We start from the raw sequence: 20168 nt of genomic DNA, 5'->3' as shown, positions 1-20168 counted from the left end.
AATTGAGCCAAGAGCTGCTAAATCAATCGAAAGAAGGATACATACAAATACCATGTATCTTTCTTTTTTTGCATACAATCTTTGAATATCACCTTCATTTGAAAAGACTAAATAGAATTTAGGAATTTAAGCATGTACCAATCCACAAAAATACTAACACTAAGTTTGCTCAGTTGCATGATCATGGCTTGTAGTAGTCCTGTCAAACACAATGACCAAGTGATGATTGAAACAACGATGCCTGTATCGCCTGCACCAATTACCCAGTCAAATCAGGGATTGGCTCAGACGCGTAAGATGATTGCACCCGCATCTTATATTGCAGTAATGCCAACGATGGAGAGACCGAGGTTAGAGCAGAATACTGAAAAATACCAAAAAAATGAGGTCAACCCAGTTCATCGCGTGGCGGAGCAAGCTGTTTCAACTTTTAGTATAGATGTGGATACAGGCAGTTATACCAATACCCGCCGTTTTTTGAATGATGGCCGTTTGCCGCCTGTTGATGCGGTTCGTGCTGAGGAGATGATCAATTACTTTGATTATCAATATCCACAGCCGAATAGCATTCATCCATTTTCTGTCACGACTGAAACTGTAGATTCACCTTGGAAGGAAAATGCCAAGCTGATTAAGATTGGTATTCAGGCTAAAGATCTCACCACCAAACAATTACCTCCTGCCAATCTGGTATTTTTGGTGGATGTCTCTGGCAGTATGGACGCAGCAGACAAACTCCCTTTAGTTAAGCAAACATTGCGCTTACTGACGGAGCAATTACGCCCTCAGGATAAAGTGACCATTATTACTTATGCCAGTGGTGAAAAACTGGTTTTAGAGCCTACGTCTGGAAATGAAAAAGACAAGATTTTAGCCGTGATTAATGCCTTGCAGGCAAGCGGGGCAACAGCGGGTGAACAAGCCATTCAACTGGCTTATAAACAAGCTGAAAAAGCTTTGGTGAAAAACGGTATTAACCGAATTTTATTGGCGACAGATGGTGATTTTAATGTGGGCATCACCGACTTCAATACCTTAAAAGGCATGGTAGCGGAGAAACGAAAAAGCGGGATCTCGTTAACGACTTTAGGTTTTGGTACAGGCAACTATAATGAGCAGTTGATGGAACAACTGGCAGATGCAGGCGATGGAAACTACAGCTATATCGATAATAAAAATGAAGCGAAAAAAGTGGTACAACGTCAGCTTTCTTCGACATTGGCAACTGTCGCTCAGGATGTCAAAATTCAGGTGGAATTTAACCCAGCCACGGTGAAAGAATATCGCCTAGTCGGTTATGAAAATCGGATGTTAAAGCAGGAAGATTTCAATAATGATAAAGTCGATGCAGGTGATATTGGGGCAGGCCATAACGTCACAGCAATTTATGAAATCATTCCAGTCGGTCAGCAAGGTTGGCTCAATGATTCACGTTATCAGGAATCTTCGAAAACAGATGCAGCGAAAAAGTCTGAATATGCTTTTGTAAACTTGCGCTATAAATTACCAAACCAAGAAAAAAGTATTTTGCTCAATCAAGCGGTGAAAGCTGAAAGTAAAACCCTTGCACAGGCCAATAACGATACTCGTTTTGCGATTGCAGTGGCTTCCTATGCGCAGCAATTAAAAGGCGGCCAATATAATGGTGCAATGGGCTGGGATCAAATTATCCAATTGGCACAACAATCTGCAAAACCAGATCCTTATCAAATGCGAGAAGAGTTTGTGGAGCTGGCGAAAATTGCCAAAAGCTTAAGCGCCAAAAAAGATTAAACCTCATTTAAAAAAAGCGGTTAGAAAAAACCGCTTTTTTTATGACTTAATGTCGTGATTTTGGCTAGATTATGTTATAAGCATGGCGTTTTATTGGCATATTATTTTTTATGTTTGAAAATTTACTCCTCCCCATGTTTGACGATGAATATTATCCCGATATTCTCGTTGCCGAAGTGAAACAGCATATCCAGCAGTTTTCAAAAAAGGTCAGTCGTACCGACCTATCTGAAACGGAAATCTATCGTTATGCACATCAGACCATGATTGAAATTAACGAAATGAAGCCGCAGTTTGAAGATTTGGAATCAAGCTTGGATGACACCGCCGCAGATTATATTGCTGAAGCAATGATGATGGTGGTGCAAGATGTCGGCTATCTAGATGTTGAAATGGAAGAATTGATTGCCAATCGAGAGTGGTAAAATACACTCTCGATTACTGATAATAAGTAAAACTATTTTGAAGTCGTCTCATCCCACAGTTTCGGTAAGATAATTTGTCCAGAAATCCATGCTTCAATTTTAGGTTGTTTGGTGCTTTGGAAATATAGACTTTGGCTATTGATCAATAAACCTAAAGTATCACCTTCATTTAACTGTCCATGTACGCTGGCTAACTCGATCGTTTGATCTTCTCCATGCTGATGGGTTAAATCTGATCTAATCTGATCGTAATTTTTCTTTTTCGCTGGATTAAACGGCACAGTTTGATCATTTAAAATCGTATATTTCCCTGTCATCTTTGATTTGATCGCAACTGAAATAAATAAGGTTGCATCTGCATATTCAGGCGTTGTTTCCATATCTAAGGAAACAACTGGTGAGCCTGTCATTGATGTTGATTGCTGTGCTGTTTGAATCGGTATAAATACCGCTTGGCTTGCTGTCGGTGCGATCCATGTTTTTTTAAGATCGTAGCTGGTTACAGGTTTAAGATCGGCAAAATGATTGACAGGGCTTTGATCGACACATAACTCAGGTAATGACGCTGTAGAAGGTTGATCTTTTAGCTTCTGGTTAAACCAAGTCAAAATGGTTTTTTGTAGATTGTACTGCTGTTGACTGCCACAGCGAACCGATTTGCCAATATACCAAAAAGGGGTACTGCCTAAGGGAGAGTGCTGGGTGAAAGGCTGTAAATGGCCGCCTTGTACCCCAATCAAACGTACCTCATGTTGCGCCTGCTGGATACATTGTGCTGCTTTAACCCCTTCATTAAAAGGGAAGAGCACATCTCTGAATCCTTGAATAATTAAGGCATCTGCCTGAGGGGCTTGGTTGTGACTGCAGAACCAGCTGGCTTGATGAGTTTTGAGAAAATCATAAGTCGATTGTTTTAGTTGACCTTGCTGCGTATCCAGATAGGCCTGTTTCAGCTCAGGATCAAACTTATTCCAATTCCACCAGTCACCAATCAGATTGAGGAAAGCAATCCAGTTACTTTTCGGAATGCCGTTCGGTGCGAGACTATGCACAATGTCATACCACGTGGTAATCGGTACAATCGCCTGTAAGCGTGGATCTAAAGCTGAAGCAAGATATTGCACACCACCCGCATAAGATTCGCCAATCATACCGGTACGTACACCGTTTTGATTTTTGGTGAGTTGCGGCAGGTTTTTTTCAGCCCAGTTCATCAGCGTGATGACATCTTGTGCTTCTTTCGTTGGATCAGTCAGACGAATTTTGCCCTGACTGTCTCCATGTCCACGTTGGTCATAGCTGATGACCCAATAACCATTTTGCCAAGCAGTTTTTGCCACTTGCCCTGTGGGTAATAAAAAACCATACAAACTGAGCTCTGGGCGTTTCATGCGAGACAGACCAAAGCCATGGGTATGTAAGAGTAAAGGGGCAGTTTGATTCGATGTTAAATGGGGTTGATACACGGTAAATGCGAGTACCGTGCCATCAGGTGCAGTGGTTTTGGCTTGATAATAGCGCTGTTTGAGTTCTGCTGTTTTGAGCGTTATTGAATTGGGCTGTGTCGTCGCATGCACACAACCCTGTAACACCAATATCAGACTACAGCAAAGCCATAAAACGTAAGAACGCATCGATTACTTCATCCTTGAACAAATCTTTGAGATGTCACGCGGAGCGTTTGGACAGTGTACTTGAGCCGATCAATAGATACTATCACGGATCGGTGTTGTTGCCTGACCAACCCGTTTGCACATTTATTGCAGGCGGTTGCGGTAGGCATAAAGAAACAAGCCAAAACACAGCAACATTAAACCCATGACCAGATGTGAGCTGAGAGTTTCTTGATTGAACAAAAAGCCCCAACAGGTGGCAAAGACAGGCGTCAGAATGGTAATCAGCATGACTGTGGTTGGGTTGAGTTTCTGAATTAAATGAAAGTAAAAAATCATGGCCAGCACAGAAGAAAATAAGGCGCTATACAGCAGTGCCAAACTGGTTTGCAGGCTTGGAAATTGTGTTGGCATATCAGACAAGAAAAAGGGCAGTAAACACAGGTAGCCGAACCATGAAACCAGCGTTGAGCCTGTGGTTTGGATAATGGGATGAATCTTGGCGCCGACTTTAGCAACGGCAAACATAGAAAATACATAGAGTAATACTGCAATCATTTCATACAACACCCCAAGCGAGTCTAATTGAATATGATCAGTACCAATCCCCAGTGTCAGAGACAAGCCAAAAAGTGCCAGTGTGAGTCCATACCACTGACGTTTTAAAAAGCGTTCACGTTTTAGAATAAACACCGCAATTAAACCAGACCAGAGTGGTGCTGTGCCATAAATAATCGAAATCATACCCGATGAAACACGGGTTGCGCCCATATAACAAAAAGTCATGGAACCAAATAAACCGACCGCACCTGCGCTATAACTGATCAAAGCCTGAGGGGTCAGAATAAGCTTTTGTCGAAAATAAAACAGGCAAATCAATGCCAATGGAATGGCGATACTGAATCGGAAAAATAGTCCCCAAGCCCAATGAATTTCATGCACAGTCAAAACTGCGGCCAAAGGTGTGAATGACCAGATCAGCACGACTGCAATAAATTGACCGACTGTGGCAAGGCGAGGGGAAACGAGGGCCACAGCCGGTTGCATCTGTGTGCTGGATATAAAATTCTTTTCGGGTAACTGGCTCATGTTGAGGTTCCTGTTATAACAACGCTAGATGGGGTTAAAAAATTTAGGCAACAAAAAAGGTCGCTGTTGAGGCGACCTTGGAGTTCAAATGATGCTTTTTTAAGGGGTCATCGTATGAAGCAGCACAAAGTCTCCTCGCATAAAAATGCAGACACGTCGCCATGCCGCATGGGCTGCAATAGCATGTGAAATCACGAAAATGGGTGCTGAAGACACTTTGTTGCTGAACATATCAATATTCTTAAATTAGCTTTAGATTTTTATAACATAGGCTTTGGGTGAAAAATAGTCGTTTTCTCAAATAAAGATAAAAATATAAGCAAAGTAAATAAACAATTGGGCATTGCTAAAATTGCAGATTTTTCCATAATGTTGCCATCAAATTCTGAAAGAAGTTTGCTCTTGTCTGCCTTTGAAATTTTTGCGGTGGTGATTAGTCTGATTGGTGTGACTTTGACCATTCGACGCAATATATGGTGCTGGTGGTTTAATTTTCTGGCGTGTAGTTTGTATGCCTATTTTTTCTTTAGCATCAAGTTATATGGTGAAACGATCCTGCAATTTTTCTTTATTGCGATGAATGTTTATGGATTCTATTACTGGCTCAAAGGAAAACGTCAAGACCATGATATTCGGATTGAACCGATTGCCAAGACCACTGTATTGGCGCAAATGTGTTTGGCACTGATTTTTGGTGTGCTGTTTGGTTTGGTTCTGAAGCATTTTACCGATGCTGCTGTACCAATGTTAGATTCACAGTTGGTGGCATTTAGTTTGCTAGCAACTTATTGGACCAGCCGTAAGCATATTGCCACTTGGATTCTCTGGATTTTTGTCAACATCATCTATGTGGGTATGTTTATTTACAAAGAGGTTTTCCTTACGGCGGGACTCTATGCTGCTTTTATTGGACTGGCAGCCTATGGTTGGTGGCAATGGCAACAGGTCAAACAAAAACAACAGTTCCAACTATAAAACAGTTTCAGCGATAAATAACAAGGGCAGCTGAGCTGCCTTTGTTATTGTGTATAAGGATTATTTCGTCGGTGCTTGATAAGTCTGTACCGCTTGACGGCCTAAGGCTGGATCATCGGTAAATACGCCATCGACCCCCGCTTTAAAATAAAGTTGCATTTCTTTGATGGACCCTGTGCTGCAACGCTCAGCTGCTTTCGCAGCATCAGTACTACATTTCAGCGTGTCGGGTAGGAAGTTGTTTTCTGGGCGGAAGGTATAAGGATGGACTTTTAAATTGACTTTATGCGCATCCGCAATAAATGAGGTGGTCTGTGTCATTGCTGCATCTTTAAAGACATAGACTTTCCATGGACCGACACCATTGGCGTAAGCCGAAACGTCTTTGAGGCCCTGTGCCGTTGCCAAATCCGCATAGGTTTTAGGATTATTTTGCGCAACATAATCTGCTGGTCTTGTTTCTGGCGCATCATAGAGCTGAATTAATTGTGCGTGCTTAACACTCTTGTGTAAGTCGAGTTGGCTTTTTAAATATTTTAAATTTCCAACTTCAAAAGACTGCAAATAAATAGGTGCAATATCTCGGCTGTATTGATACTTGGATAAGGTTTTCAGTAAAGCATCTTCCATCGCCAAATTCTGTTGTTGGAAGTAGGTCGGATGTTTGGTTTCAATATATAGACCAATGATTTTACCTGTTTTTTTATAATGTGCTTCTGCCAGTTCAATGATTTGTTCTAAGGTTGGAATCGCATAGAGATCATTATATTTCTCGTTGTCTGGTCGGAATTGTGGAATGCGTTCACGGGCTTTCAGTTGTTGTAACTCTTTTAAAGTGAAGTCTTCGGTAAACCAGCCTTCTAAAGTTAGCCCATCAATGACTTTAGTTTTTTTACGATCTGCAAATTGAGGTAGGGTGGAAACATTGGTGGTCCCACCAATTTCATTTTCATGGCGTGCGACCAAGATACCATCTTTGGTTGAAACCAAATCAGGCTCAATAAAATCTGCGCCGTCGTCAATGGCTTTTTGATAAGAGGCGAGGGTATGTTCTGGTCGAAGTGCACTGGCACCACGATGTCCAATCACTAAAATTTTTGGCAGTTGATATTCAGGTGGAGTGGTATTAGTTTGATTATTATTGTCATCATTACAGCCTGCAAGACTGATCAGGCAGAGACAAAGCGCAGCTTTTTTAAACATGAACAAACTCTTCAGTTTTTATTTAAGCGACTAGTTTGAAAGCTAAAGTTATCAAATAAATGACAGTTGTATGATGGTTTGATGAAAATATGAAGAATTCTACAGTTGAGATCTGAAGAATAAAAAAATCCAGTTTAGATAGAAGCCCAAACTGGATTTTTTATTCATGATTGTTAAGACTTATGCTTCCAATACGGCCAATTAATTTCTGGGGTAAATTGATAGTTTTCATCTTGCCAATAAGACTGTCGTGGTGATGATTTGTCCTTAAGTCCCATAATATGCATCAGGTTATTATCAAGTTCGGCGGTATTGATGGTTCTGTCTTTGTTGACCCCAGTGGCGAGCATTTTATCCGACCACATGATGACAGGAACCTGATAGCCTGCTTTGGTATTGGGGCTATGTCCAGCATAGTCAATCTCATGTCCCACTTCATTGCCGTGATCTGATACAACGGTGAATGATCTAAAGTCTGGCACTGCATCCGCTCTCAAATCATCTAGAAACTTAGCCAGTAAAAAGTCCTCGTATAAAACTGCATTATCATAATCATTGCGTAGCGAGCGAATCCAAGGGTCAATATCTCGACCTTTAAGTTCAAGTTCGACCTGATCATTACTGGTGCTGGTAAATTTATTGAATGTATCTGGGTAACGCTCTTTATAATTCGGATGAGCACCAATCAGATGAAGAATAATTAACTTTTTCGGATCAGGATCTGCAAGTGCTTGCTGATAATCAGGCAGTAAACTTTCATCTAATGAGGTGCTACTCCGTCCAGAGCGGGTATTTTTATAAACCGCTTTATCGGCATAGGAACCAAATAAAGAAGACAGATAAGTATCATCTTGGTTACTGAGCCAATAAATTTTATATCCCGCAGCACGTGCGTAAGCCAGCACACTCTCAGGCGAATATTGATCATGTTCAGAAGCAGGGCTTTCGGTTAACAAGACTCGTAATGCATTAATCGTAGACGGTGATGGTGAGAAGGCATTACAGAATACTTTGATGTCAGCCAGTCGTTTGGCTAATTCAGGTGTGGTATCGCGTGCATAACCACACACCCCCAAATTCAGACTGGTTAGGCTTTCAGAAAGTACCAGTACATGGGTTTGTTTGCCAGCTGCTTGTTGGGTCAGTGCGAGATTTTGTTTAGCACTGACATCCCATTGCTGATGGACATCTTTATGTTGCTTAATTCTATTTTGGAAATCTTCAATTTTAGTTTCAAACTCAGTCCAGAAAATAATGGGGTGAACTTTTCGTGAAGGTTTCATCAAATAGCTGGTCACGGTCAGTAATATCAATAAAATAATGCAACTGCGATAAATGCGACTGTGCCAGAGTTGACTAAAATGAGCAGGCTTAACCAGTTTAAATAAAGAAAAACTATAGATAGTCAATACACTGAGTAAAGCAAAAACCACCGCAGCAATCGTAACCAGATGCAGCTGTAAAAATCCCCAAATCTCTTGATGATTGGTATTGGCAATTGCTTCAATAATGAAATAGGCTTCATTATCACTATTAAATAAAAACCAAGTACTTGAACGTAGCAAGGCATCTAACCAAGCAATAAACCACCAAGCAATGGTCAGGATATACCAATATGTTTTCTGGCGCGTAATTGCCAAATAAATAAACAAAACACCAGGTAGAGATAAAAAGCCGAGCCTTAAACCATCAGATAAATTACCTGCAGCAATGAGCAAGCCGCCTGTAATGAATGCAGGCAGCAAAATCAGCAGCAGAATATTTAAGTTTTTTAAGCTGGCCTTCATATATGCCTAGTACTGTGAGGGAGAAAAGTTAAGCGGCTAATATCGGTTTAACGGGGGAGTGTGTCAATTCTAAATTAAGAAGTATTTGATTGCACAGTAAATTAAATTAATTAGCACAGCTAAACTGTTAAATTAGTGCAAAGATCGTGCATGAAGTTATGCAGAAGCGTCTCAAAATCCATTATTTCTCCTCAATTTCTACTTTTTGAAATGATATGTTAATAGGGATGGTGTTTGCCTGAAAGCTCGGTAATGATCATAGTTTGAACGTACTCGTATTCTCTCTATCTTTTTGAAAAATTGACTGTTTCTAGAATGGAATAAACAGCCATGTTATCTAAGTTTTTTATTCATCGCCCGATCTTTGCTGGTGTACTGGCAATCATCGTCATGGCTGTGGGTCTCTTTTCAATTCTAAAGTTACCAGTGGAGCGTTATCCCGATATTGCACCACCACGAATTACTGTTGCGGCAAATTATAGTGGTGCAGATGCACAAGCAGTTGAAGACAGTGTTACCCAAGTTTTAGAACAACAAATTAAAGGCATTGATCATCTGCTGTATTTCAACTCTAGCAGTGATGCCAGTGGTAATAGCCGAATCAGTCTGTTCTTTGATCAAGGTACTGATCCTGATCAAGCACAAGTTCAGGTTCAAAATGCGATTAATGGCGCGATTAACCGCTTACCAGAAGATGTACAACGACAAGGTGTCAATGTTCGCAAGTCGCTGAGCGATTCGTTTATGGTGATCGGTCTGGGAGATAAATCAGGGCGTTCAACCAATTTAGATATTTCAGATTATTTAACCAATAACTTTGAGTTAAATCTCAGTCGAATCGAAGGGATTGGCGAGGTCAGTGTATTCGGGTCGCAATATGCCATGCGTATTTGGCTTGATCCACAACGCTTAGAACGTTATCAATTACAAGTCAGTGAAGTGCGCTCTGCCTTGGAAAACCAGAATGCACAGGTAGCAGCAGGTGCGATTGGGGATTTACCTGCCGCTCAAAATCAATATTTAAATGCCAAAGTCACATCAGGTTCTTTATTACGAACACCAGAACAGTTTGAAAATATCATTGTTAAAGCCAATACAGACGGCAGCTTTGTCTATTTAAAAGATGTGGCACGGGTTGAAGTCGGTGCTGAAAACTATCAGGTGTTTAACCGTCTAAATGGTTATCCTGCATCGGGGCTTTCACTGTCCTTGACGGTCGGGGCCAATGTGATGCAGGTTGCCGATGCGGTGTATAAGGAAGTGGCACGCTTAGAAAAAGCGCTCCCTGAAGGCTATTTTGTGGTCTATCCTCGAGATGATACGCCTTTCGTAAAAGAGTCGATGTCGCAAGTGGTATCAACCTTGATCGAAGCCATTGGTCTGGTGGTTTTGGTGATGTTTATCTTCCTGCAAAACTGGCGGGCTACTTTAATCCCAGCGGTTACCGTGCCGGTGGTGATTCTAGGAACTTTCGCCGTTTTAGCGGTTTTAGGGATGAGCATTAATACATTGACTTTGTTTGCGATGGTGTTGGCGATTGGTTTGTTGGTCGATGACGCGATTGTGGTGGTGGAGAACGTTGAGCGACTGATGCATGAACAGCAACTTAGTGCCAAGGAGGCCTCAATTCAGTCCATGCATGAGATCAGTGGTGCCTTGGTCGGGATTACTTTGGTACTGACCGCGGTTTTTATTCCGATGTCTTTCTTTAGTGGCGCAACAGGGATTATTTACCGCCAGTTCTCGATTACGCTTGTGGTCGCCATGGGACTTTCATTGTTGGTGGCTTTGATCTTAACTCCTGCACTTTGTGCCATTCTATTGAAACCGCAGCAGAAACAGGCACGTTGGGCGATCAAGTTCAATCAGGGCTTGGATTATATTAAAACGCGTTATCTCAGTGTTTCACAAAAAGTCATTAACTTAAAAACCATTTCGCTGTTGGGTATTGTACTGCTGATCGGTAGTTTTATTTGGGTTTATCGTGATCTGCCAACCAGCTTTTTACCACAAGAAGATCAAGGCTTATTAGGGGTTCAATTCCGTTTACCGGAAGGAACACCGATGAGCAAAACCGAAGAGGTCGGAAAACAAATTTCAGATTATTTCCTTGAACATGAAAAGGTCAACCTGAATGGCGTGATGGTGATTCATGGGCGTAACTTTTCAGGAACAGGACAGAATTTGGGTCAGGCCTTTGTTTCATTAAAACATTGGAATGATCGTAAAGGCACAGAAAATAGCGCTCAGCAAATTCGTGCGCGAGCGATGAAATATTTCTCCCAAAATAATCAAGCGCGTATCACGGTGCTGATGCCTTCGGTGATTCGTGGACTCGGAAACTCTGACAAAATGGAGTTTTGGCTGCAGGATACTAAAGGCTTGGGTCGAGAAAGCTTATTGAACTCTTTCCGAAGTTTGCAGCAACAAGGGAATGCGCTACCTTCGGTCGAAAATCTAGATAAAAAAGGCAATGATGATCAGGCCGTATTGAACATCAAGATTGATCATAAAGCTGCGATGATTCATGGTCTTAATGTCAGTGAAATTAACCGCACACTCTCGACAGCGTGGAGTGGCAGCTATATCAATGACTTTATTGATCGTGGTCGTATTAAACGCGTCTATTTACAAGGTGATGCACCGTATCGTTCTAAGCCAGAAGACCTGAATTACTGGTATGTCAAAAATGCCAATGGGCAGATGGTACCCTTCTCGCAATTTAGTCAGATTGCTTGGCAAGGTGCACCACCGATGTTAGAACGTTTTATGGGCTATCCTGCCATCAGTTTGGAAGCAGATGCAGCCAATGGTTTTAGTAGTGGGCAGGGGATGCAGGCCATTCGTGGACTGGTGGATAAAATGCCTGATGTCGGTTTGGAATGGAGTGGATTGTCTTATCAAGAACAGGAATCCAGTAATCAGGCGATCTGGTTATATTTGGTGTCTGTTGCCTTTATTTTCCTTTGTCTTGCCGCACTCTATGAAAGCTGGTCAATTCCTTCGGTGGTCATGGCTGCGATTCCGCTTGGGATTGGTGGTACGATTCTATTTAGTTATTGGTTTGGTTTTGCCAACGATATTTATTTCCAGATTGCATTGCTGACCACCATTGGCCTGTCTTGTAAGAATGCGATTTTGATGGTTGAGTTCGCAGCAAGTCTACAACAACAAGGCCGAACAGCATTAGAGGCAGCATTACATGCAGCTGGGCTTCGCCTCAGACCAATTTTAATGACTTCGATTGCATTTGGTGCAGGCGTGATTCCATTGATGTTCTCCAGTGGTGCGGGTGCATTGAGCCGACAAGCGATTGGCTATAGTGTGTTTGGTGGCGTGGTGTTTGGTACGATTCTGGTGCTGATCTTTATTCCATTTATGTATGTACTGGTCAGAACCTTGTTTAAGCCTAAAGATAAGGTTGAGCTAGCTAAGTAAGAGCACTATTAGTTAGTGGCAGACATGAATAATTCGTTCCTCTAATAAAGGTTCGAATTGTTCATTTTTGTTGTCTAAGTTGAGAATATAAAAAAATATTTGTAGTATTGCCGTGCCGTATAAGCGGCCTAATGAGGTTTGATTCCCTAAATGGACACGCAGAGTTGTAGTTTATTTCAAATTACACATTTTTATATTAATCAAAATCTGAATGAAGTTTTCTATTCGATCGTAAAATAATACGCTGCGTTTAGTCCTTCATTGCAGATACTTTGTAGTGAAGAGGCGAATATGAGCTACAACAACTTTTTATATTTATTAAGCGACGCACTTAAAAATAATCATATTGAACTTGCACTTGCATCAGTTGAAACATTTCAAGCCGTCGATATTGCAGATGTATTAACACAGCTTTCGGCTGAACAAAGTCAATTGCTGCTGACGCATTTACCTGATCGTGCCTATGTCTTTTCATATCTTCCACCCAATGAACAAGTCAAATTGGCCCAAGCCATGCCCAGAAATATTCTGGCAGAGATTATTGGGGAAATGTCATCGGATAAACGCGCTGACGTTTTTAAGTGTTTGGATGAAGAACAACAAAATGCGCTATTACCAGCCTTAGCACAGGCGGAGAGAGAAGATATCCGGCAACTGTCTTCCTATTTAGAAGGAACAGCGGGTGCGATCATGAGCTCCGAATATGCGACCTTAAAGCCGAATATGACGGTCATGGATGCAATCAGAATGTTGCGTCTCGAAGCCCCCGATACTGAAATGATTTATTTCGCTTATGTATTGGATGAAGCACGCAAAATTCTTGGGGTTTTATCTTTAAAGCAATTGATACTTGCGCCTGAAGAGCAAAATATTAATGAGCTCATGGAAACCAATGTCTTAACCGCTTATGTGGATACAGACCAAGATGAAGTGGCAAAAACCATTGCACGTTATGATTTATTAGCGCTGCCAATTATCGATCATCAAAACATGATGGTCGGGATTGTGACCTATGATGATGCGATGGATGTTGCCAGCGAAGAAGCCACCGAAGACTTCTTAAAAGTCGGTGCGGTCAATGCATCATCTAAACTCAGTATTAAGTCGGCACCCATTTTGCAACTTTACCAGAAACGGGTATTTTGGTTGGTTTTCTTGGTGTTTGGTAGCTTGTTGTCAGGGATTGGTATTGCCCACTATGAAGATGTGATTGCGAAAAATCTGGTATTGGTTTTCTTTTTGCCCTTATTGGTGGGAAGCGGCGGAAATGCAGGTTCTCAGTCTTCAACATTGATGGTCCGAGCCTTAGCAACGGGTGATGTGCAATTTAAGGACTGGTTTTATTTACTCGGACGGGAAAGTTTGGTTGCACTGTGCTTAGGTGGCACCATGGCGGTTGCAGTGTCATTACTTGGTTATTTCCGTGGTGATGAAATGGTGGCGTTGGTACTGGCGCTGAGCATGATGGGCATTGTATTGATGGGCTGTTTGATCGGCATGAGTTTGCCGTTTATTTTAAACAAGGCTGGACTTGATCCTGCCAGTGCTTCCGCGCCGTTGGTTACCTCAATTTGTGATGCGACAGGTGTGTTGGTGTATTTATTTATCGCCTCGATGATTTTATTCTGATTGGTAATAATAATTGTACCGACAAAATGGAAAATCTGCTTTATTCTCAAGCATAAACATGGTTTTTAGGTTGAGTGAATGACGGCTCCAACACAACAAAAAAAATTAACTCAGCAGCAAGCGATTGCTGTCGAACGTGATTTAGCAAAATTTGCCAATACCATGGACAGTTTGGTTCGGATTCCTTTCACAAAACAAGGTGTTGGAGCCGATGCTGCGCTGAGTACCATTCCTTTTGCAGGTGATATCGCAGGTTTTATTTTAACGCTGTATGCGTTTAAAAAGGCGAGAGAGGTCGGTGTACCACAACATAAACTGAAGGGGGTGGTTAAGCTGGCAATTATGGATATGCTGGTCGGATTTGTTCCCATTGTCGGCACTGTATTCGATGTCTTTATTCGACCAAGCCGCAGGACACTGGAAATCGTACATGCGCATATCCGTGAAGAGTATCAGGTGCATAGTGATATTCATGTGGTGCATCCATTTCTACACGAATCACTGGAACAAAAGCAGAAAACATCGGCATTTTGGCGTAATCCGATCGTGAGTTGGATTTGGTTACGTATCCCCGATTTATTGGGAATCGCAGTCCTTCTTTTATTGATTGTCGCGGTTTGGGCAGGCTTCAGTTATCTGTGGCAGTTTTATCAATCTTTCCAAGCGCACTAGATTTTAAGCAAAAATAAAGCCTCCGTGATGGAGGCTTTATCATTTATCTGATACTGATTATTGAACATTTAATTGCTGTAATGCAGCAACACGTTGTTCAATGGTTGGGTGAGTTTGGAATAAAGCAGCTAAGCTAAAGCCTTGTTCCTTACCTTCCGCAATCGCAAATGCTTTCATTTCTTTCGGCATTTGATCTGGCATTTCTGATTCTGCTTGTAAACGAAGTAGAGCAGAGATCATTGCTTGTTTACCTGCTAAACGTGCGCCGGCTTCATCTGCGCGATATTCACGTTGACGAGAGAACCACATCACGATGGCAGAGGCCATAATACCGAATACGATGTCGAGTACGATCGTAATGGCAAAATAAGCAAGGCCAGGTGCTTCACCTTCTTCACGACCAAATACATTACGGTCGATGAAATCACCTGCAATACGTGCAAAGAACATGACAAAGGCGTTAACCACACCTTGAATCAGCGCAAGGGTCACCATGTCACCGTTTGCAACGTGACCGATTTCGTGCGCGAGTACTGCACGAAGTTCATCTTTGTTCATACGCTCAAGTAGGCCGGTTGAAACAGCTACTAATGCGTCATTTTTATTCCAACCTGTCGCAAATGCATTGGATTGGTAAGAAGGGAAAATACCCACTTCAGGCATGTTAATACCTGCACGTTGGGATAATTGCGCCACTTCCTGTAATAACCAAGCTTCTGCTTGACTACGGGGTGCATTTGGGTCAATTAATTCAGTCCCAGTGGTTTTTTTAGCCATCCACTTCGACATGAACAGGGAAATAATAGAACCCACCATACCAAAGACAAAACAGACGACTAAAAGGTTGCCTAGATTCAAGCCCCCTGCGCCATGGTAACTACCGACACCGAAGAGTGACAAGATAATGCCAGCTACAACCAGTACCGCGAGGTTGGTTAGCAAGAACAAACCAATCCGCATCATTGAGAAAACCCTCTTATAAAGAAAAAGTGATCTGATTTATAAATTATAAATCATAACGCTAATATGCAGGGCGAATTGTAAAAATTCAAGCAAAAAATAGGCATAGATACATTTAGCCTATAAAACGATGAACTGGCTGATAAACAGTGACTTAAAACAATTTCTGTATGAAAACAATCAGCTAAAATCACGTTGTGAGAATAGCATTCTTGAATTGTTAATCACTCAGACGGATTCGAGCAGATGCAGTGGCATTGGTCGTGGTATAGGTCCCTGATGGTGCATCGGTAAAGGTACCATCTGCAAGGGTAATAATCTGACGATTATATTGTTTTGGTGCCGGTGCAACTTCTACAGCTTCGGTGGATGGCGTAGTGTAATTGGCAGATTGTGCAATCACTTGAGTAGTTGAGCTTGATGATGAGCCGATACTTGATGCATATAGATTTTGATAACGACTGGTGACACGACGCACATAGTCTTGGGTTTCACGAAATGGAGGAATGCCACCATATTTATCGACATTGCCTTCACCTGCGTTATATGCGGCGATTGCAAGTTGCGTATTGCCATTAAACCGTTTAAGTAACCAACTTAAATATTTTGCACCAGCAAAAATGTTTTGTTGTGGGTCATAGGCATTATTCACATTAAAACGGCGTGCAGTTGCTGGCATCAGTTGCATTAAACCTTGCGCTCCTACTGGAGAGCGGGCATTGATATTAAAGCCTGATTCAGTATGCATGACCGCTTTAATTAATCCCTCAGAGACACCATGTTGCTGTGCCGCTTGGCGAATCAATGGATCGAATGCATTTTTATTACGGCTATAGCTCGGAAGTACTGAAGCCTCACTCGTACCCCAGTTACTATAACTATGGATATTACTGTCTGGATAATAGGTCGCTTTCACCACTTTTAAATGGCTATATTCTGCTTTCTTCTTATTGGTCAGCAGCGTTGTACCATTGTTGTCTTTAAATTGATAAATCGTCTGCCCAGCATAGCTTGGTGCTACACCATTAAAAAAACCGATTGTCCCCAAGCAAAGGGTAAAAAAATATGTTGTTTTGTTCATCATTATAATATTCACGAAAGGATGAGCATAAGTTCTTCACAGCAGTGTAACAAAAAAAAGTAAAAAAAGAACTTTCGCTACAATTTTTTTATTTTCGACTGTTAGACAAAAATCAAGTCATTTTGTTCGAATGTTCAGCAAAAAAAATTAAAAAAATTTTTTTAAAAACTAAGTCTTGACTTATCTAAGTCATTGATTTTATTTTTATAAAATCATTGGTTAAAAAATGATCAATCCAATCAGAAGCCTTATTTTAAGATAAAAAGAGTTTGTCAATAGCGAAGAAATCCACAAATTTATCCACAGCTTTTGTGGACAACTGTGGAAAAGTTTGAAATATAAGCAATCCAGCCGAATCTAAATTTTTTTGGTCAGAATTTTACCAGTATGAAACTCAAATATGACGATTGGAAGAAATTGAAAAATTCTTTAGATGCGCATTTTTTCGGAATGAGATAAAATCTTGCGGGTATTTTTGTTTATGAGTAAATCACGTCTATGTACGCGCCAGTGGAATCCAACCAAGGATTTAATTTCAAGCCAGAACTTCCGACAAGTTCAGCGTATTATCGCCTGTTGAAAAAGCTTCGTCGTCAGGTTGGGCATGCAATTCGTGATTACAACATGATCGAAGACGGTGATAAGGTCATGGTGTGTGTGTCTGGTGGTAAAGACAGCTATACCTTATTGGATATCTTGTTGCAGTTTAAACGGATTGCACCCATCAATTTTGATGTTGTAGCTGTGAATCTGGATCAAAAGCAACCTGGTTTCCCAGAAGATATCTTGCCGCGCTATATGGAAGAGAACAATATTCCATATTACATTCTTGAAAAAGATACTTATACCATTACTAAGCGTTTAACACCTGAAGGCAAGACCTACTGCGCAGTATGCTCTCGTTTACGCCGTGGTTCGCTGTATGGCTTCGCACAAGAAATTGGTGCAACCAAGGTTGCATTAGGTCATCACCGTGATGACATTATGGCTACGTTCTTCTTAAACTTGTTCCATGGTGGTAGTTTGAAGGCGATGCCGCCAAAATTACTTTCATCGGATAAAAAGAATATCCTGATTCGTCCTTTGGCTTATGTCGAAGAGAAGGACATTATCAAATATGCGGACTTACGCCAGTTCCCGATTATCCCGTGTAATTTGTGTGGCTCACAAGAAAACTTACAACGCGCCATTATTAATGACATGTTGCGTGAATGGGATAAACAGCATCCAAAACGTTTACACAGTATTTTTGGTGCCTTACAAAATGTGTCTCCATCACAATTGGCGGACCGTGAGCTATTTGATTTTGAAGCGTTGGATGCTCAACGTGAGTTTGATATGAAAGACCCAGAAGAGCTGAAAAATCGCTTAGATGTGGTCAATCTCAGTTTTGCTGCTGAGTAAAGTGTAAAAGTTTTTGAAAAGGTACTTGTTAAGTACCTTTTTTTTATAAAAATTTTAAAAATTGAATCACGCGTACAAAAAATCATAGCCTAAAATAAAAATTACATGCTATAACAGGGCACGAGCAAATTGCTTCATGAGATGTCGTCTGGATAGATGGCACAAGAAATTGAACAAATACATTTGAGGAATAATCATGGCTGCATTTTTAACTGATGATTGGTTTGCAACTGTTGAAAAACTTACTGCTGAAGCAGGTGATTTAAACTTGCCACCAGCACTTGCGAATTTAGCGATTAACTTGGTTGTAACAGATGCAGCTGGTAATACAGAGTTGGCTTTAGATGCGGGTAAAATCCAAAAGGGTTTATCTTCAAATGCTAAAACAACTTTGAACATGGATGCTGAAACTTTACGTAAAGTATTCTTGGAATTTGATATGGCTGCTGCGATGCAAGCATTCATGACGGGTAAAATCAAAGTACAAGGCGATATGTCTCAACTTATGGCTTTACAAACAGCGAAGCCAAGCCAAGAGCAAAAAGATTTATTCAAGAAAGTACTTGAGCTTACTGCTTAATTCTTTCCGAATAAAAAAAGCTTACCCAGAGGTAAGCTTTTTTTATATCTATTCAGTTATACATCAATACGACTATTGGTCTTGAGATGTTCTAAATAGGTACGAATACGCGTCACATATTGTACGGCTTGTTTATATCGACCATTTCGTGCTTGGTTACGCTGTAAATAGTCATATAAATTGACCCACTGATTTGGATCTTTGCCTTGTGCACGGATACGTTTCTGAATCTGGCTAACTGCACCAGGACCCATATTGTATGCAACCAAAGCATACCAGTTACGGTCTGGATAAGGCACATTGCCAAATTGATCTAACATCAGATCAAAGTACTTTGCACCACCTTGAATACTTTGCAGTGGATCTGAGCGATTGCTTACGCCCATCGCTTTGGCGGTGCTGTTGGTCAACATCATTAAACCACGTACGCCAGTGGGAGAAACTGAGCTGGGTTTAAGATAAGACTCTTGATAGCCAATTGCTGCGAGTAAGTGCCAATCTAAATTGTATTTAGATGCGCTTTGTTTAAAACTTGCTTTATAAATCGGTAAGCGTTGCTTCAAATCTCTTTGAATCGTAGACCAAGACTCTGGTTTAACCACATTGCGGTTATAGAATGAGGCCAATTGCTGGGTTGTACCCGATTGCTTACTTTGACAGATAAAGCCACTCGCCGTAAGTGTGAGGGGATCATCCGCTTGCTTAAACACCCAGTTTAACTGAGGATTTAAACCATTTTTGCTTAAGCTTGCTTGATCGCCACAACTTGCTGAAAATGAAACCAGTTGTTTATTTTCAATCGCAGCCAGATTGGCTGTTGTCATGGCAATGTTCGCTTTACCTTGAGCAACCCATTTCAATGCCGTGGCATTGTCAGGAACGGTTTTGAAATCAAGCTTTACATTTAAGCTTTGTGCGTAATTACGCACTAGGTCATAACCAAAACCATGTTGGAATTGACCGTCTTTAAAGACTGTGGTTGGACTTTCAACTGCAACGACAGTTAAAACGTTGGTATTCACAACCGTGTTGTATTGATGTGATTTTTCAGCATTCAAGCTATTGAAAGGAAGGATTGCAGCTCCTAACGCTAAAGCTTGAAAAGGTCGTTTGGAAGATAAAGAGTTAAGGCTAGGCCTCGACCCAGAACTTGAATTACTGTGCATGTTGTCTCCGCTACAGGTAATTTATGCCCAAAAAGCTCAGCAAAACACTGCCTTAACTTTTAAAAGTTGATAAATTCAATAAGGGTGGGCAAGTCATGAACGTCATTCAGTAATGACATTGAGTTAAAGGGAAAGATGGAGTAAATGTTTCACAACATTTACAAAGTGTATAAAAAATAAACAAAAACAAACTTAGGGGCGCATATTAAGCGCCAAAATCAAGAATGTCAAATTTTGCACAATAAAAAAATGAGAGTTACATCACAAACCTATGATTTGGAAAAGAATAAAATTTATACACTTTAGTCGTGGCTAAATAAGGCATACAATGCAAAAACTTGTAAATGGACTGTTGTATTAACGTATTTGGGCT

The 20168-nt window shown here is 41.1% G+C and carries 15 protein-coding genes; 8 read left to right on the top strand and 7 right to left on the bottom strand.

Translation table 11 applies throughout. The annotated features are described in order from the left end of the window. Positions 1-132 precede the first annotated feature (132 nt). Together A7P55_RS05875 and A7P55_RS05870 are read left to right on the top strand one after the other, a co-directional pair. Entirely contained in the window at positions 133-1773 is a 1641-nt protein-coding gene (locus A7P55_RS05875) for a VWA domain-containing protein (RefSeq protein WP_171551434.1), read from the top strand. Positions 1774-1883: 110 nt separating this feature from the next. Beyond that, on the top strand, positions 1884-2198 hold the full coding sequence (locus A7P55_RS05870; RefSeq protein WP_004801585.1) for a DUF5713 family protein: 315 nt from the start codon (positions 1884-1886) through the stop codon (positions 2196-2198). 32 nt (positions 2199-2230) lie between these two features. Here the strand turns inward: A7P55_RS05870 and A7P55_RS05865 are convergent, their stop codons facing one another. Further along, complete coding sequence (locus A7P55_RS05865) at positions 2231-3832, bottom strand: CocE/NonD family hydrolase (RefSeq protein WP_171551433.1); 1602 nt, start codon at positions 3830-3832, stop codon at positions 2231-2233. 123 nt (positions 3833-3955) lie between these two features. Further along, positions 3956-4900, bottom strand: coding sequence for a DMT family transporter (locus tag A7P55_RS05860; protein ID WP_171551432.1), 945 nt, complete (start codon positions 4898-4900; stop codon positions 3956-3958). 369 nt (positions 4901-5269) lie between these two features. Between A7P55_RS05860 and pnuC the strand changes: the two genes are divergently transcribed. Further along, positions 5270-5875, top strand: a complete 606-nt coding sequence (gene pnuC / locus A7P55_RS05855) for a nicotinamide riboside transporter PnuC (protein ID WP_171551431.1) — start codon at positions 5270-5272, stop codon at positions 5873-5875. Between the two features lie 60 nt (positions 5876-5935). On the opposite strand, the gene A7P55_RS05850 is transcribed toward pnuC, so the two are convergent. Continuing rightward, a complete protein-coding gene (locus A7P55_RS05850; protein WP_171551430.1) occupies positions 5936-7078 on the bottom strand; it encodes a glycerophosphodiester phosphodiesterase in 1143 nt (380 codons plus the stop codon). Between the two features lie 173 nt (positions 7079-7251). Beyond that, the gene (locus A7P55_RS05845) at positions 7252-8865 is read right to left on the bottom strand and encodes a phosphoethanolamine transferase (protein ID WP_171551429.1); all 1614 of its coding nucleotides are present in this window, start codon (positions 8863-8865) and stop codon (positions 7252-7254) included. A gap of 330 nt (positions 8866-9195) precedes the next feature. Between A7P55_RS05845 and A7P55_RS05840 the strand changes: the two genes are divergently transcribed. The 3 genes from A7P55_RS05840 to A7P55_RS05830 all read left to right on the top strand — a co-directional run bounded on the left by A7P55_RS05840 (position 9196) and on the right by A7P55_RS05830 (position 14604). Further along, positions 9196-12303, top strand: coding sequence for an efflux RND transporter permease subunit (locus A7P55_RS05840; protein WP_171551428.1), 3108 nt, complete (start codon positions 9196-9198; stop codon positions 12301-12303). Between the two features lie 291 nt (positions 12304-12594). Then, complete coding sequence (gene mgtE, locus A7P55_RS05835; protein ID WP_004801570.1) at positions 12595-13932, top strand: magnesium transporter; 1338 nt, start codon at positions 12595-12597, stop codon at positions 13930-13932. 78 nt (positions 13933-14010) lie between these two features. Next, a complete protein-coding gene (locus A7P55_RS05830; RefSeq protein WP_171551427.1) occupies positions 14011-14604 on the top strand; it encodes a DUF4112 domain-containing protein in 594 nt (197 codons plus the stop codon). A 57-nt stretch (positions 14605-14661) separates the two neighbouring features. Here A7P55_RS05830 and htpX read toward each other — a convergent pair whose 3' ends face one another. Both htpX and A7P55_RS05820 read right to left on the bottom strand, forming a co-directional pair. Next, complete coding sequence (htpX, locus tag A7P55_RS05825; protein ID WP_005184378.1) at positions 14662-15567, bottom strand: protease HtpX; 906 nt, start codon at positions 15565-15567, stop codon at positions 14662-14664. A 217-nt stretch (positions 15568-15784) separates the two neighbouring features. Next, entirely contained in the window at positions 15785-16645 is an 861-nt protein-coding gene (locus A7P55_RS05820) for a lytic transglycosylase domain-containing protein (RefSeq protein ID WP_171551426.1), read from the bottom strand. A 498-nt stretch (positions 16646-17143) separates the two neighbouring features. Between A7P55_RS05820 and ttcA the strand changes: the two genes are divergently transcribed. Together ttcA and A7P55_RS05810 are read left to right on the top strand one after the other, a co-directional pair. Beyond that, the gene (ttcA, locus tag A7P55_RS05815) at positions 17144-18049 is read left to right on the top strand and encodes a tRNA 2-thiocytidine(32) synthetase TtcA (protein WP_004801563.1); all 906 of its coding nucleotides are present in this window, start codon (positions 17144-17146) and stop codon (positions 18047-18049) included. 196 nt (positions 18050-18245) lie between these two features. Beyond that, positions 18246-18629, top strand: coding sequence for an SCP2 sterol-binding domain-containing protein (locus A7P55_RS05810; protein ID WP_004801562.1), 384 nt, complete (start codon positions 18246-18248; stop codon positions 18627-18629). Between the two features lie 56 nt (positions 18630-18685). Here the strand turns inward: A7P55_RS05810 and A7P55_RS05805 are convergent, their stop codons facing one another. Beyond that, on the bottom strand, positions 18686-19795 hold the full coding sequence (locus A7P55_RS05805; protein WP_005202024.1) for a transglycosylase SLT domain-containing protein: 1110 nt from the start codon (positions 19793-19795) through the stop codon (positions 18686-18688). Between the last annotated feature and the right edge of the window lie 373 nt (positions 19796-20168).

Origin of the sequence: Acinetobacter sp. Ac_5812 (genome assembly GCF_013072695.1) — a bacterium.
GTDB lineage: Bacteria > Pseudomonadota > Gammaproteobacteria > Pseudomonadales > Moraxellaceae > Acinetobacter.
The sequence above is the reverse complement of the archived record's forward strand: the minus strand, read 5'-3'. Positions and strand labels throughout refer to the sequence as shown.

Coding starts and splice junctions, on each gene's coding strand:
- A7P55_RS05875 (WP_171551434.1), top strand. CDS start 133: ATGTACCAATCCACAAAAATACTAACACTAAGTTTGCTCAGTTGCATG.
- A7P55_RS05870 (WP_004801585.1), top strand. CDS start 1,884: ATGTTTGAAAATTTACTCCTCCCCATGTTTGACGATGAATATTATCCC.
- A7P55_RS05865 (WP_171551433.1), bottom strand. CDS start 3,832: ATGCGTTCTTACGTTTTATGGCTTTGCTGTAGTCTGATATTGGTGTTA.
- A7P55_RS05860 (WP_171551432.1), bottom strand. CDS start 4,900: ATGAGCCAGTTACCCGAAAAGAATTTTATATCCAGCACACAGATGCAA.
- pnuC (WP_171551431.1), top strand. CDS start 5,270: ATGTTGCCATCAAATTCTGAAAGAAGTTTGCTCTTGTCTGCCTTTGAA.
- A7P55_RS05850 (WP_171551430.1), bottom strand. CDS start 7,078: ATGTTTAAAAAAGCTGCGCTTTGTCTCTGCCTGATCAGTCTTGCAGGC.
- A7P55_RS05845 (WP_171551429.1), bottom strand. CDS start 8,865: ATGAAGGCCAGCTTAAAAAACTTAAATATTCTGCTGCTGATTTTGCTG.
- A7P55_RS05840 (WP_171551428.1), top strand. CDS start 9,196: ATGTTATCTAAGTTTTTTATTCATCGCCCGATCTTTGCTGGTGTACTG.
- mgtE (WP_004801570.1), top strand. CDS start 12,595: ATGAGCTACAACAACTTTTTATATTTATTAAGCGACGCACTTAAAAAT.
- A7P55_RS05830 (WP_171551427.1), top strand. CDS start 14,011: ATGACGGCTCCAACACAACAAAAAAAATTAACTCAGCAGCAAGCGATT.
- htpX (WP_005184378.1), bottom strand. CDS start 15,567: ATGATGCGGATTGGTTTGTTCTTGCTAACCAACCTCGCGGTACTGGTT.
- A7P55_RS05820 (WP_171551426.1), bottom strand. CDS start 16,645: ATGAACAAAACAACATATTTTTTTACCCTTTGCTTGGGGACAATCGGT.
- ttcA (WP_004801563.1), top strand. CDS start 17,144: ATGTACGCGCCAGTGGAATCCAACCAAGGATTTAATTTCAAGCCAGAA.
- A7P55_RS05810 (WP_004801562.1), top strand. CDS start 18,246: ATGGCTGCATTTTTAACTGATGATTGGTTTGCAACTGTTGAAAAACTT.
- A7P55_RS05805 (WP_005202024.1), bottom strand. CDS start 19,795: ATGCACAGTAATTCAAGTTCTGGGTCGAGGCCTAGCCTTAACTCTTTA.